The organism is Mycolicibacterium tusciae, from assembly GCF_002086795.1.
GTDB lineage: Bacteria > Actinomycetota > Actinomycetes > Mycobacteriales > Mycobacteriaceae > Mycobacterium > Mycobacterium tusciae.
In genome coordinates, this window is sequence record NZ_MVIM01000014.1 from 24,207 (window position 1) to 37,043 (window position 12,837).

11 protein-coding genes are annotated in these 12,837 nt (G+C 66.0%); 6 read left to right on the plus strand and 5 right to left on the minus strand.

The features are described from left to right. The first annotated feature begins 92 nt into the window (after positions 1-92). Both BST47_RS22220 and BST47_RS22225 read left to right on the plus strand, forming a co-directional pair. Positions 93-1,553, plus strand: coding sequence for an MFS transporter (locus tag BST47_RS22220; RefSeq protein ID WP_083127826.1), 1,461 nt, complete (start codon positions 93-95; stop codon positions 1,551-1,553). After that, a complete protein-coding gene (locus tag BST47_RS22225; protein ID WP_083127827.1) occupies positions 1,543-1,971 on the plus strand; it encodes a MarR family winged helix-turn-helix transcriptional regulator in 429 nt (142 codons plus the stop codon). Before BST47_RS22220 ends, BST47_RS22225 begins: the two co-directional genes overlap by 11 nt. A gap of 10 nt (positions 1,972-1,981) precedes the next feature. Here the strand turns inward: BST47_RS22225 and BST47_RS22230 are convergent, their stop codons facing one another. Both BST47_RS22230 and BST47_RS22235 read right to left on the minus strand, forming a co-directional pair. Next, on the minus strand, positions 1,982-3,544 hold the full coding sequence (locus tag BST47_RS22230) for a phytoene desaturase family protein (RefSeq protein ID WP_083127828.1): 1,563 nt from the start codon (positions 3,542-3,544) through the stop codon (positions 1,982-1,984). Then, positions 3,541-3,789 carry a DUF2630 family protein gene (locus tag BST47_RS22235; protein WP_083127829.1) on the minus strand — a complete coding sequence of 83 codons (249 nt, stop codon included), beginning with the start codon at positions 3,787-3,789 and terminating at the stop codon, positions 3,541-3,543. Before BST47_RS22235 ends, BST47_RS22230 begins: the two co-directional genes overlap by 4 nt. A gap of 22 nt (positions 3,790-3,811) precedes the next feature. Here BST47_RS22235 and BST47_RS22240 point away from each other — a divergent pair, with 22 nt between their 5' ends. Then, positions 3,812-4,195, plus strand: a complete 384-nt coding sequence (locus BST47_RS22240; RefSeq protein WP_207568664.1) for an FKBP-type peptidyl-prolyl cis-trans isomerase — start codon at positions 3,812-3,814, stop codon at positions 4,193-4,195. 49 nt (positions 4,196-4,244) lie between these two features. On the opposite strand, the gene BST47_RS22245 is transcribed toward BST47_RS22240, so the two are convergent. Together BST47_RS22245 and prrA are read right to left on the minus strand one after the other, a co-directional pair. Next, positions 4,245-5,585, minus strand: a complete 1,341-nt coding sequence (locus tag BST47_RS22245; RefSeq protein ID WP_083127831.1) for a sensor histidine kinase — start codon at positions 5,583-5,585, stop codon at positions 4,245-4,247. Positions 5,586-5,589: 4 nt separating this feature from the next. Continuing rightward, entirely contained in the window at positions 5,590-6,300 is a 711-nt protein-coding gene (prrA, locus tag BST47_RS22250) for a two-component system response regulator PrrA (RefSeq protein WP_163737715.1), read from the minus strand. A 229-nt stretch (positions 6,301-6,529) separates the two neighbouring features. On the opposite strand from prrA, the gene BST47_RS22255 reads away from it, so the two are divergent. The 3 genes from BST47_RS22255 (at position 6,530) to BST47_RS22265 (ending at position 11,444) form a co-directional block, all read left to right on the plus strand. Beyond that, positions 6,530-7,408 (plus strand): ion transporter, encoded by an 879-nt coding sequence (locus BST47_RS22255; protein ID WP_083127832.1) that lies wholly within the window; start codon positions 6,530-6,532, stop codon positions 7,406-7,408. Between the two features lie 260 nt (positions 7,409-7,668). Beyond that, positions 7,669-9,624 carry an ABC transporter ATP-binding protein gene (locus BST47_RS22260; RefSeq protein ID WP_083127833.1) on the plus strand — a complete coding sequence of 652 codons (1,956 nt, stop codon included), beginning with the start codon at positions 7,669-7,671 and terminating at the stop codon, positions 9,622-9,624. Beyond that, entirely contained in the window at positions 9,621-11,444 is a 1,824-nt protein-coding gene (locus tag BST47_RS22265) for an ABC transporter ATP-binding protein (RefSeq protein WP_083127834.1), read from the plus strand. The genes BST47_RS22260 and BST47_RS22265 overlap by 4 nt, the downstream gene beginning before the upstream one ends. On the opposite strand, the gene BST47_RS22270 is transcribed toward BST47_RS22265, so the two are convergent. Beyond that, positions 11,441-12,832: an NAD(P)-binding protein gene (locus tag BST47_RS22270; protein ID WP_083127835.1), complete on the minus strand. Its 1,392-nt coding sequence runs from the start codon at positions 12,830-12,832 to the stop codon at positions 11,441-11,443. The two genes, BST47_RS22265 and BST47_RS22270, sit on opposite strands and share 4 nt — an antisense overlap. Positions 12,833-12,837: the final 5 nt, after the last annotated feature.

The window sequence follows — 12,837 nt, forward strand, 5'->3', positions numbered from 1 at the left end:
GGAGCGTGTCATAACTCCACACTCGGCGTCGTAACGCATTTCACTCGCGGTGGGGCTTGCCATCGCAACAGTTGTAGTTTCACAATAGTTGTGTGAATGAAAGTGTCGTCCGCTCACTGAGCCCCAGGCGCAAGGCCATCATCTTGGTGTCCTGCTGCCTGAGCCTGCTGATCGTGTCGATGGATGCAACGATCGTCAACGTCGCCATTCCGAGCATCCGCAAGGATCTCGGCGCCACGGCCTCGCAGCTGCAGTGGGTCATCGACATCTACACGCTGGTGCTGGCGTCGCTGCTGCTGCTGGCGGGCGCGGCGGCGGACCGGTTCGGCCGTCGGCGCACCTTCCAGATCGGGCTGACGGTGTTCGCGATCGGCTCCCTGCTGTGCAGCCTCGCGCCCAACATCGAGATGCTGATCGCCGCGCGATTCGCACAAGCCGTCGGCGGTTCGATGATGAACCCGGTCGCCATGTCTATCATCACCCAGGTGTTCACCGGCCGCGTCGAGCGCGCCCGCGCGATCGGTGTGTGGGGTGGTGTCGTCGGCATCTCGATGGCGTTGGGCCCGATCGTGGGCGGGGCGCTCATCGAGTTCGCGAACTGGCGTTCGGTGTTCTGGATCAACCTGCCGATCTGCGCGCTCGCGATCCTGCTCACCGCGATCTTCGTCCCCGAATCCAAGTCGGTCACAATGCGCGACGTCGACCCGATCGGTCAGGGCCTCGGCATGGCCTTCCTGTTCGGGATCGTCTTCGTCCTCATCGAAGGCCCGAACTTCGGCTGGGGTGACGCCCGCACCATCGTCGTCGCCGTCGTCGCGGCGATCGCCCTGGTCGCCTTCCTCCTTTTCGAGTCCCGACGCCACGACCCGTTCATCGATCTCCGCTTCTTCCGCAGCATCCCGTTCGCGTCCGCGACCGTGATCGCGGTGTGCGCGTTCGCCGCGTGGGGCGCCTTCCTGTTCATGATGTCGCTGTACCTGCAGGAAGATCGCGGCTTCTCGGCCATGGAGACCGGGTTGATCTATCTGCCGGTAGCCATTGGCGCGCTGGTGTTCTCACCGCTGTCGGGCCGGATGGTCGGACGATGGGGGAGCCGGCCGTCGATCGTCATCGCGGGTGTGCTGATCACCGCGTCGACGGTGCTGCTCACCTCCCTGAGCGCGACGACGCCGGTGTGGCAGCTACTGATGATCTTCGCAGTGTTCGGCATCGGCTTCTCGATGGTCAACGCCCCGATCACGAATGCTGCCGTCAGCGGTATGCCGACCGACCGGGCCGGCGCAGCATCGGCCGTAGCGAGCACCAGCCGACAGGTCGGCGTCAGTCTTGGTGTGGCGGTGTGCGGTTCGATCGCAGGGGCGGCGCTGGCGACCGCGGGCGCGGACTTCGCCGTGGCGGCGCGACCGCTTTGGGTCATCTGCGCGCTGCTCGGGGTGACGATCGTCGTGCTCGGCGTGTACTCGACCTCGCCGCGCGCACTGCGTTCGGCCGAGCGACTCGCACCGCTGATCGCGGGAACTGACGCACGACTGGAGGTCGCCAATGTCCGATAACCAACTGGCCGACGAGGTATGGCGCACCATGGCCGCGGTGGTGATCGACAACCGCGATTCGTGGAAGCGGGCGGTGGTGGAACGATCAGGCTTGCCGTTCAGCAGGATTCGCATTCTCAAGCGGCTGAGCCGTCGATCGATGTCGGTCAAGGAGTTGGCGCATGCGGCAACCATCGACGCGCCTGCGGCGACCGTGGCGGTCAACGACCTCGAGGGTCGCGGGCTGGTGGTGCGCGAGATCGATCCGGCGAACCGACGCTGCAAGATCGTGTCGCTCACCGAAGACGGCCAGGCGATGCTTCGCATGATCGACGCGACCGAGGACCCGGCACCCGAGGCGCTGACGTCCCTCGACGACGCCGACCTCAAGCGGCTTCAATCGATTTTGGTGCGCATACAATCGCTCAGCGAGCGTTAGCGCACCGAAATCACATTTCCAGTACGGCCATCGCGGCGTTGTGGCCGCCGATCCCCGACACCGCGCCACCGCGGCGTGATCCCGAGCCGCACAACAGAATCCGGTCATGCGGGGTCGCCACACCCCAGCGCCGCGCCGGGGTGTCCAGCGGCTCGTCGTTCTCGACGAACGGCCACGACAGCGCGCCGTGGAAAATGTTGCCCGCCGTCATGCCGAGCGAGTGCTCCAGGTCGGCTGTCGTCTTCGCTTCGATGCACAGCCGTCCGGCGGAATCCTGCATCAACACATCTTGAATGGGTTCGGCCAGAACGGAGTTCAGCGAGTTGAGCACGGCCGACGTCAAGGTATCCCGCAGCCGGTCGGGATCGCCTGCGGAGACCAGCGTATGTGGGGTGTGCAGGCCGAAGACCGTCAACGTCTGCGCGCCGGAGGCGCGAAGGCTGTCGGACAGAATGGTCGGATCGGTCAGTGAGTGACAGTAGATCTCGCACGGTAACGGGTCGGGTACGACGCCGTGATCCGCACGCGTGTAGGCCGTGTCGAGTTGGCGGTAGGTCTCGTTGATGTGGAATGTCCCGCCGAAAGCCTGTTCCGGCGAGACGGTTTGGTCGTGCAGCCGCGGCAGTCTCTGCAGCATCAGGTTGACCTTCACCTGCGCGCCTGGTGCCTGCGCGGGTGCGGGTTCGCCCAGCAGCGTCGCCAGCACGGTCGGCGTGACGTTCGAAAGGATGTGTCCCGCGTGGACGCGGTGGTCGCGACCGTCCCGACGGTAACGCACCTCCCCGTCGGGGTTGATCGCGTAAACCTCTGCATCGCATATGATTTCGGCGCCGTATCCGGTGGCTGCGGCGGCCAGTGCACCGCTGACCGCGCCCATACCGCCGATCGGGACGTCCCAGTCGCCGGTGCCACCGCCGAGCAGGTGGTACAGGAAGCAGATGTTCTGGGGCAGCGCGGGATCGTTGAGGCGGGCGAACGTGCCGATCAGCGCATCGGTGGCCATCACACCGCGCACGAGGTCGTTCGACACGGCGGCGGTGATGGCGTGCCCGATCGGCTCGTCGACCATCAGGTGCCACGCGACGTCGTCGCCGACGTGCCTGCGCGCTTCGTCGCGGGTGCTCAGCGGTCGCAGCAGCGTGGGCCACATGCGCGACGTCAGTGCGCGGCAGCGTTGGTAGAACGCCTCGAAACCGGCCTCGTCCGACGCCGCGCCCACCGAGTCGAATGTCGACGGCGGCCCGATCAGCAGCCCGATCCGGCCGCCCGCTTCCGGATCAGGTGTGTACGAGGAATAGCGGCGGCGCACCAGCCGAACCCGGGCGCCCAGGTCCTCGACGATGCGCCCCGGCAGCAAGCTCACCAGATACGAGTAGCGCGACAGCCGCGCGTCCACACCCTCGAAGGCGTGCGCGGACACCGCCGCGCCGCCGACGTGGTCGAGCCGCTCCAGCACCTGTACCCGTCGACCGGCACGGGCTAGATAGGCCGCAGCCACCAGCCCGTTGTGTCCGCCGCCGATGATGACGACGTCGGATGTCGCCGACCTGGCGGCTCCGGTGTCGGAGTTCAGTTGAGGTAACCCTCGACCTCGCCGGGCGGACGGACGCTCGCCGCCCCCGGATCGCCGCCGGTCTCACGAAGTGCGCGGCGCTGGCGCAGCAGGTCCCAGCACTGGTCCAACTGCACCTCCAGGGCGCGTAGACGTCGATGCTCCTCGGACTCGTCGATCTCGCGGTGCTGCAGCTGCGCGCGCAGCTCTTTCTCCTCGGCAACGAGCTGGTTCACCTGATCGAGAATGTCTTGGTCCTTCGCCATTGCTTCAGTGTGCCCGACTACGGTGAATACGGTGACTTCCAATTCAGGACAGAAGCCCGAGATCGAGTTCATCGACGGCCCCCCTCCAACCGAACTGGTCATCAAGGATCTGGTCGTCGGCGACGGTGCCGAGGCGGTGCCCGGTGGCAACGTCGAGGTGCACTACGTCGGCGTCGAGTTCGACACCGGCGAGGAGTTCGACAGTTCGTGGGCGCGGAACGAGTCGATCGAATTCCCGCTGCGTGGCCTGATCCAGGGCTGGCAAGACGGCATCCCCGGCATGAAGGTCGGCGGCAGGCGCCAGCTCGTCATCCCGCCGGAGCAGGCCTACGGACCCGCGGGCGGCGGGCACCGGCTGTCCGGCAAGACTTTGATCTTTGTTATCGACCTACTGGCAACCCGATAACGCGATCTTCGGGATCGAACCTACTGGCAACCCGGTAGCGGGGGACGCGTCAGCTCGGGCCGGGCAGCCTCAGCAACAGCCGGGCGCCGCCGAGCGGACTCTCCTCCAGAGCGGCTGTGCCGCCGTGCAATTCGGCCTGCTGCGCGACCAGCGCCAGCCCCAGCCCCGACCCTGAGTGTGACGCTGTCGAACCGCGCGAGAACCGGTCGAACACGAGCTTGCGTTCCTCGTCGGGGACGCCGACGCCGTCGTCGTCGATCGCGATCTCCACACCGGCGCGCGAACTGACCGCCGACAGCTGCACCCGGGACGCACCCCCGTGTTTGATGGCGTTGGCGATCGCGTTGTCCACCGCCAGCCGCAGGCCGGCGGGCAGCCCGACGATGATCACGGTCGGCGCGGGCACCAGCGACACGTCCAGCTCCGGGTACACGCGCATCGCGTCGTGGGCGGCGCGGTCCAGCAGCTCGGTGATGTCGACGGGCACGTGGTCGTCGGCCGTCGACAGCTCACCCTGGGCCAGCCTCTCGAGCGCCCCGAGCGTGGCCTCGATGCGTGACTGCGTGCGGATGACGTCGTTGACGACTTCCTTGCGCTGTTCCTCGGGCAGATCCAACGTGGCCAGCACCTCGAGGTTGGTACGCATCGCGGTCAGCGGCGTCCGGAGTTCGTGCGCGGACACCGACGCGAAGTCGCGGGCCGACGTCAGCGCCGCCTTGGTCTTGTCCTGTTCGTTCCACACACGTTCGACCAGTCCCTGCACCGCCTCGGCGATCTCGACGGCCTCGGTGGCACCGGCGACGTCGATGTCGGGATCCTCGTCGCCCGCGTCGATCTGCCGGGTCTGCTGGGCAAGGCGTTTGAAGGGGCGCACGGCGAACGCGGCGAGCACCCACCCGCCCACGGTCGCGGCGCCGATCGCCAGGGTGCAGATGATGATCACCCGGCGATGCAGGTTGTTGATGTCGGCGATGGTCCCTTCGTAGGTCGCCCCGACGGCCACCGACATCGGTTCGGGCAGGCGGATGTCGACGGTGCGGACGCGGTAGCGCACGCCGTCGATGTATGTGTCGGCGTAGCCCGGCTCCATCTCCGGCAGGACGATGTCGGAGTTCGACGTGACCTCACCGTCCTTGCGGACGGTGATGATGGCGTCCTGGTCGTTCGGCGACTTCGGGATCTCGTCGAGCCCGCGGGGAACGAACGGGATCGCGAAGCCGGCCGCCTCGTCGAGCCTGCGGTCCAGCCGCTCGTTCCACGCGTCGGTGATGCCGAACCAGACCACGGTGCCCGCGATGACCACGACGATCGCGCCGGCGATGGCGCTGGTGAACGCCACCCGCTGTCGAAGTGAGGGAGTCCGCCTGAAGACGCGCGTCAGAATGCTCATCGGACTACTGCGTGCGCAGGACGAAGCCCACTCCACGCACGGTGTGCAGCAGCCGGGGTGCGCCGCCTGCCTCGAGCTTGCGGCGCAGATATCCGATGAAGACGTCGACGACGTTGGTGTCGGCGGCGAAGTCGTATCCCCACACCAGCTCGAGCAGTTGAGCCCGCGACAGCACCGCGGTCTTGTGCTCGGCCAGCACGGCGAGCAGATCGAACTCGCGCTTGGTGAGGTCGACGTCGACGCCGTTGACGCGGGCGCGACGGCCGGGGATGTCGACCTCCAGCGGGCCGACCTGGATGGTCTCGGACGAGAACGTCGCTGTGGAACCGCGGCGGCGCAGCAGCGCCTTGACCCGGGCTACCAGCTCCTGGAGCACGAACGGTTTGACGAGATAGTCGTCGGCGCCCGCCTCTAGACCGGCGACCCGGTCGTCGACCGAACTGCGCGCTGACAGGACACACACGGGCACATCGTTGTCCATCGCACGCAGTGCGGTCACCACGCTGACGCCGTCGAGCACGGGCATGTTGATGTCGAGCACGATCGCGTCCGGGCGGGTCTCCGTCGCACTGCGCAGCGCTTCGGCGCCGTCGATCGCGGTGGACACGTCGAAACCGGAGAGCCGCAGTCCGCGCTCGAGTGAGGCGAGCACGTCGGGGTCGTCGTCGACCACGAGCACCCGTGGGGAGGCTGCTCCACTGTCCATGGCCACAATCTTGCCTGATGGCACCCCCGGCATGTGTCAGGCGCGTACGTCCGGCGGTCTCACCGCAGCCACGGTCTTGTCACCGCCGCGTCACGGCCCCCGAAACGATGGACTGATAGCAAAGCGGATCGCCGTCGAGAAGGCGGTGCCATCGGCTACTTCGGAATTGTTTGACGCGGACGACAAAAAGAGTGCGGTTCGTCTATCGGACAGCCGTCCGGACTGCTATCCACATAGGGTGACGCTCACCTCTCCCGACGCGGTCGGGGCTCCACCGCCTGAAGAGGTGCCCGAACCGCAATCGACATCGCGCTCGATCCCGGATCGCTGCCGCGCCCTGATCAACAACCGCACCTTCGAACTCTTCATCGTCGGCGTGATCGTCGTGAACGCGATCGTGCTGGGTTTGGGGACCTACGCGGACATCGCGGCCAGGTACGAACCCCTGTTCAGCACGATTTACAACGTCATCCTCGGCATCTACGTCGTCGAGTTGCTCATCCGGTTGACGGCGTATCGATGGAACCCGCGCGAGTTCGTCAAGGACGGCTGGAACGTCTTCGACTTCATCGTCGTCGTCGCATCGTTCGTGCCGTCGCTGCGCGCGAACGCCATGCTCCTGCGTCTCGTGCGGCTGCTACGCATCGTGCGTCTCGTGCGTTTCCTGCCGGACCTGCGGCTGCTTGTCTCCGCGGCGGGCAGGAGCGTTCCGGGTATCGCGTCGCTGGCGGCGGCGACCTTCGTGCTGATCTTCATCTACGGGATGCTCGGCTGGGTGTTGTTCGGCGGTCATGATCCGGACAACTACGGCAACGTGGGCCAGGCGATGTTGACGATGTTCGTCATGCTCACGCTGGAGAACTTCCCCGACAATGTCGCGATGGGCCAAGCGATTTCGCAGTGGTCGATCGTGTTCTTCATCAGCTACGTGCTGCTGGCCAGCTTCCTGATCTTCAACCTGTTCATCGGGATCGTGCTGAATGCGATGGAGCAGGCCCGGGCCGCCGAGAACAAGGAGCACGAGGCCGACGATCTGCTGTCCCGGTTGCGAGCCGCGCGAGAAGCGTTGGAGGAAGCCGAAGAGGAGCTGCAGAAAACGCATCGCGACGACCGCTAGCCGTCGCGCACCGCGCAGCCCTCTCGCCTCGGCGACCACGTCCGGCTGCCGATCTCCGCGCGACTTTGTCGCGCAAATGCGGCACGCTGTAGCAGTTGATCGACTTTGTCGCTGCGAGGTTGGCACGCAGGGCATATGCCTCCCGGACCTGATCACGACGCCGGGCGGCCTGCTCGGAAGCAATTGACCTCAATGTTTGTTGAGGTTTTACGGTGCATCCAGCACGTTAACAGTTTGCATGTAATGGGAAGATCTACTAAGTGACTGACTCCTCGAACGCGCTTCGCGCGGCGCCGGCTATTGCGCCGCCGCCCAAACGCGTCAGAGCGAGCTCGGATTTGTGGCGCATCCTGCCCTACCTCATGCCCTATCGCGTCCGGTGGATCGCGATGGTCGCGACCGCGCTCCTGTCCCTCGTCGCCACCGTGGCGATCCCGCTGATGACCAAGGCCGTCATCGACGGCCCGGTGCGTCATCAGGATCAGCAGGGGCTGTGGCTGCTCGGTGCCGCGGCGATGGGCGTCGGCATCTCCGAGGCGGTGCTGTGGTTCATCCGGCGGTGGCTGGTCGCGCGCGCCACCATGGGCGTGGAAGCCGACATCCGCAAGGACCTCTACGCCCGCCTGCAGATCCTGCCGATGAGCTTCCACGGCCGTTGGCAATCGGGTCAGCTGCTGTCGCGAATCATGAACGACCTCGGCACGATTCGCCGATTCATGTCGTTCGGCATGGTCTTCCTGCTGCTGTCCACCATCCAGATCACCGCGGTGACCATCATCCTGCTGACGATGTACTGGCCACTGGGTGTGGTCGTGCTGCTGTCGATTGTGCCGATCGCCGCGACCGTGCTGCATTTCCAGCGGGAGTACGTGCGGTTGTCGCGGTTGGCTCAGGATCAGGCAGGCCACGTCGCCACCCATGTCGAGGAATCCGCGTTGGGTCTGCGGGTGGTGAAGTCGTTCGGTCGCGAGGACTACCTCTACGAAAGATTCGACGAACAGGTCACCGATCTCTACGACACCCAGCTCAACAGGGTGCAGGTGTCCGCCAAGTTCTGGACGTTGCTCGAGGTCATCCCCAACCTGACGCTGATCGTGGTGCTCGGCTTCGGTGCGTACGCCGCCGGTCACGGTCTGGTGACCATGGGCACGCTGGTCGCGTTCATCACGATGATGCTGTCGCTGGTCTGGCCGATCGCGTCGCTGGGATTCCTGCTGTCGATGACGCAGGAGTCGTTCACCGCCGCCAACCGCATCGCCGAGATCTTCGATGCACCAGTGGAAATCGTCGACGGGCCCAGTGACGTCGTGCCGTCGGGCGGCAGGCTGGAACTGGTCGACGTCGGATTCCGGTTCCCCGACGCCGGCGATGACCGGCCGGCGGCATCCGGTGAACCGGACAACTGGGTTCTGCGCCACGTCACCGTCACCGTCGAACCGGGGGAGACGCTGGCGCTCGTCGGTTCGACCGGATCGGGCAAGTCCGTGTTGGCGTCGCTGGTGTCGCGGCTCCACGACGTCACCGAGGGCGCGATCCGCATCGACGGCACAGACATCCGCGAGCTGACTCTGTCCACCCTGCGCAAGACGGTGGCCACCGCGTTCGAGGATCCGACGCTGTTCTCCATGTCTGTCGCCGAGAACCTGAGGTTGGGCGCCCCGGATGCGACCAACGAAGAGATGGCCCAGGCGATCGACGTCGCAGCCGCACAGTTCGTTTACGACCTGCCGTTCGGTCTGGACACCCGCATCGGCGAGCAGGGGATGAGCCTGTCCGGCGGTCAGCGGCAACGGCTTTCGCTCGCGCGTGCCATCCTGGCGGCGCCGAAGATCCTCGTCCTCGATGACACATTGTCCGCGCTGGACGTGCACACCGAGGCCGTCGTCGAGGAGGCTCTGCGTCGGGTCTTGCATGCGGTGACCGGCATCGTCGTCGCGCATCGCGCGTCGACGGTATTGCTCGCCGACAAGGTCGCACTGCTGGACGACGGCGTCATCACCCACGTCGGCACCCACGCCGAGTTGCTTGCCGCCGTCCCGCAGTACCGCTATCTGCTGGCCGCCGACGACGAACTCGACGACGGACGCGAGCGTGCCTGCGAGTGGCAGGAGGACGACGACCGTCACCGGCTCGATCACACATACAGCGAGCAGGAAGCACTGGAACGCGAGCGCGTTGGGTCCAGGTTCGTCACCTCGGAGGCCGAGGGCCGATGAGCACCACAGAGTGGCGCGGCAGGTTCGACGAGGACCAGGATGACGACCTGCCGATCGACGAGAGCCTTCCGCGGCGCCGCGAGGCCCGGGCGCTGCTCGGCTCGCTACTGCGGCCGTACAGCAGGACGGTGGCCTTGCTCGCGCTCGTCGTCGTGGTGGAAAATGCTGCCCGCCTTTCTGTTCCGATTCTGGTGCAGCGAGGCATCGACCGAGGCATTCCGCCGATCGTCGACGGGGGTTCGACACACACCCTGATGCTGGTGGTGGCGACCTTGGCCGGAGTGGTGCTGGTGCAGGCCGTCAGCAGAGTCTTCTTCCTGCGGCGGTCGGGCCGTGTCGGGCAGAAGGTCCTGACGGAGTTGCGGCGCAGGGTTTTCCGGCACTTCCAGCGCCTCGACATCAGGTTCCACGACCGCTACACCTCGGGACGGGTGGTGAGTCGGTCGACCAATGACGTCGAGGCCATCCAGGACATGCTGGAGACGGGTTTCGACAGCATGATCACCGCGGCGCTGACCCTGGTCGGCACCTCGATTCTGCTTGTGACGCTGGATGTTCGGCTCGGTCTGATGTGTCTGGTCGCCGTGCCCATCCTGGTCGCGCTGGTGTGGTGGTTCCGCAACGAGTCGGCCAAGGTCTACCGCAAGGTGCGCGAAAGCGCGGCGCTGGTGATCGTGCAGTTCGTCGAGACGATGACTGGAATCAAGGCAGTGCAGGCGTATCGGCGGGAACCTCGCAACCAGGAGATCTTCGAGGACGTTGCCGACGACTACCGCGAGATCAACGAGAAGACCTTCAGATTGCTCGCGATCTTCATGCCCGGTGTGAAACTCGTCGGCAACTTGACCACCAGTGTGGTGCTGCTGTACGGCGGCTACCGCGTGCTGAACGGCGAGATGACCATCGGCACGCTGGCGGCGTTCCTGCTCTACCTGCGGATGTTCTTCGAACCGATGCAGGAGATCTCGCAGTTCTTCAATACGTTCCAGTCCGCATCGTCGGCGCTGGAGAAGCTGGCGGGTGTGCTCGCCGAGCGGCCGAGCATCAGCGATCCGCAGCAGCCCGTCGAACTCGGCACGGTCCGCGGTGACATCGCGTTCAACGATGTGCAGTTCTCGTACGTCGAGGGACGTCCCGTGCTGCCGGATCTCAACCTCGAAGTGCCTGCGGGTCAAACCGTCGCGCTGGTGGGCACCACAGGTGCGGGCAAGACGACCATCGCGAAACTCATTGCGCGCTTCTATGATCCGTCGTCGGGATCGGTCACCTTGGACGGCGTCGACTTACGCGACCTCGCCCAGTCCGAGCTGCGCCGCCACGTCGTCATGGTGACGCAGGAGAACTTCATGTTCGAGGGCAGCGTGGCCGACAACATTCGCTTCGGCAGGCCCGACGCAGGAGACGACGAGGTGGTCGCGGCGGCCAGGGCCGTCGGCGCGGACCGGTTCATCGACGCGCTTCCCGAGGGCTACGCCACCGACGTTGCCAAGCGCGGTGGACGGCTGTCGGCCGGCCAGCGGCAATTGGTGGCCTTCGCCAGAGCCTTTCTGGCCGACCCCGCGGTGCTGATCCTCGACGAGGCGACGTCGTCGCTGGATATCCCCAGCGAGCGGCAGGTGCAACGCGCGCTGGAGACGGTGCTCGCCGACCGGACCGCGCTTGTCATCGCGCATCGGCTGTCCACCGTGCAGGTCGCCGATCGGGTGTTGGTGGTCGAGCACGGGCGCATCGTCGAGGACGGCTCGCCCGACGATCTGATCGGTCGCACCGATGGCCGGTACGCGGCGCTGCACCGCGCATGGGAAGAGTCGCTGGCTTAGCTCTCGGGGTATCCGCCCTGCGCCAGCAGCTTCTCCAGCTTGTCGTTGATGACGGGCATATTGGAGTTCAGCACCGAGATGATCTTCTCCCGGGCACGCTCGCTGACGCCGGCCGACACGTGATGCAGCACGTTGAGCCGAGACGCGTCGACCCAGGCCATCATGTCCGGGTCGGTGAACCACTGCAGCTGGTTCTTGTTGAACGCCAGCATCATTCGCAACCAGTCGATGGGATCGGATGGATAGGGCACGGGGTTGCAGTACGCGTTCTTGGTCTCGTTGTCGGGGTACGTCGCTTCGACATGGCCGATGACGGCGGCGCTGAACGCGGGCTGGCAGGTCCGCACCGCCTGCAGCGCGATGCGCTCATCGGTGAACACCGTTGTCGGCGCGATCCGCGCGAAACCGTCTGCGCTGCAGTCGATGTACAACGCTGAGCCGTCGGTGTCGAGGGTCCCACCCTCGAGCGTGATGCGGCCCGGCTCGATCGACTGGACATGACCCATCCGTACGACATCGGAGATTCGTCGCAACTCCTCGAGTTCTGCCTTCGACAGGATCGCGCACCGGTACATCGTCGGCTCGACGGAGGTGTCGATGCGCTGGAGACAGCCTTTGTCCTCAAGGATCCTGAACAGATCCGGCAGCGATTCGGCCTCCAGCACCGCGTTCAGCTGATTGGAGAAGTCGCGCAACACACCGCGCGCGAACTGCGAGCCGGGCTGGATCGCCGCGCGGTCCAGCAGCCACGAGTCGCGCGGCTTGATCCACGTCAACCGTCCCGGCGCCACGCCGTGGCGCAACAGCCACAAGCATGCATCCATCGCGGTCTTGCCCGCCCCCACGATCACGTACCGCCCACGCGCTTCGCGGAGACGCGGCAACGCGTTGGGCGGCATGCATTCGACGCCGGCGGCGACGTCGTAGGACGGCCCACGCATCGACGGCACGATGATCTCGACGTGTGTGGTGACGACGCGGCGCGCGGTCACTTCGATCTCTTCGCCGCCGAGCGTGCGCACGCGCCCATCGCCGAGGTATTCGCTCATCGGCAGGTATGTCACTCGACCCGTCGGCAGCAGATGCTGGCGCATCACCGCGTCGAAGTAGGCGCAGACCTCCGCGCCGCTGGCCAACTCGTAGTAGCCGGCGTTCAGGCCGCTGTGGTCGATGGTGTCGCTGCCCAGACTCCGCGAGTTCACGCCGTAGTAGGCCGACGGCTGATGCAGGCGCACGAACGGGTACGCCGCCGTCCAGTGGCCTCCCGGCTGGTCGTTGCGATCGACCACCACGACCGTCGCGTCCGTTTCGGCCACCAGCGTGTCGGTGAACGCGAGCCCCATCGCGCCCGCGCCGACGACGAGGTAATCGGCCTCGATCGTTCGCATCGAAT

Excerpts from the sequence above, each read along its gene's own strand:
- BST47_RS22270 (WP_083127835.1), bottom strand. The coding sequence starts at position 12,832 with ATGCGAACGATCGAGGCCGATTACCTCGTCGTCGGCGCGGGCGCGATG.
- BST47_RS22245 (WP_083127831.1), bottom strand. The coding sequence starts at position 5,585 with ATGAGCATTCTGACGCGCGTCTTCAGGCGGACTCCCTCACTTCGACAG.
- BST47_RS22235 (WP_083127829.1), bottom strand. The coding sequence starts at position 3,789 with ATGGCGAAGGACCAAGACATTCTCGATCAGGTGAACCAGCTCGTTGCC.
- BST47_RS22225 (WP_083127827.1), top strand. The coding sequence starts at position 1,543 with ATGTCCGATAACCAACTGGCCGACGAGGTATGGCGCACCATGGCCGCG.
- BST47_RS22265 (WP_083127834.1), top strand. The coding sequence starts at position 9,621 with ATGAGCACCACAGAGTGGCGCGGCAGGTTCGACGAGGACCAGGATGAC.